The 414-nt window shown below is 39.6% G+C and carries 1 protein-coding gene; it reads right to left on the bottom strand.

What is annotated here, in order from left to right:
• Positions 1-414: DUF389 domain-containing protein (locus HMPREF3002_RS04825; protein WP_141754498.1), on the bottom strand; the 414-nt coding region annotated here is incomplete at both ends.

Genomic DNA, 414 nt, shown 5'->3' with positions numbered 1-414 from the left:
ACTCTTTTCCTACAAACTGTTTGATCCCTTCTTTTCGTGCTTGATCCATCGTCAGAGTGACTGCTGAATAGCTGGCTGGAAGAACCAATAATACAATCAAGGAGATCAACCCAATTCTCATTTTCATGTTTAGCTCTTTAAATGAACTTAAGGGAGATTGTCTCATCATAATTCTTGTTCCAACAATATTGATTAGCATGATAAAGACACAGTTGATCAAGAAAAGATAGAGAGCCCCAAATAAAAATCGTACATTTCCATTAGCTAAACCATAGCCTGCAGTGCAGATAGGTGGCATCAGAGCTGTTGCAATAGCTACTCCTGGCACGATATTGTTTGCTTCTTTTTTTCTTGAACCAATGACACCTGCTATCCCACCCGCAATAGCAATGAGAACATCCCAAATGGTTGGAG

The organism is Streptococcus sp. HMSC065E03 (genome assembly GCF_001815045.1).
GTDB classification, from domain to species: Bacteria; Bacillota; Bacilli; order Lactobacillales; family Streptococcaceae; genus Streptococcus; species Streptococcus parasanguinis_AD.
Note: the sequence above shows the minus strand (reverse complement) of the source record. Positions and strands in the feature narration are given on the sequence as shown.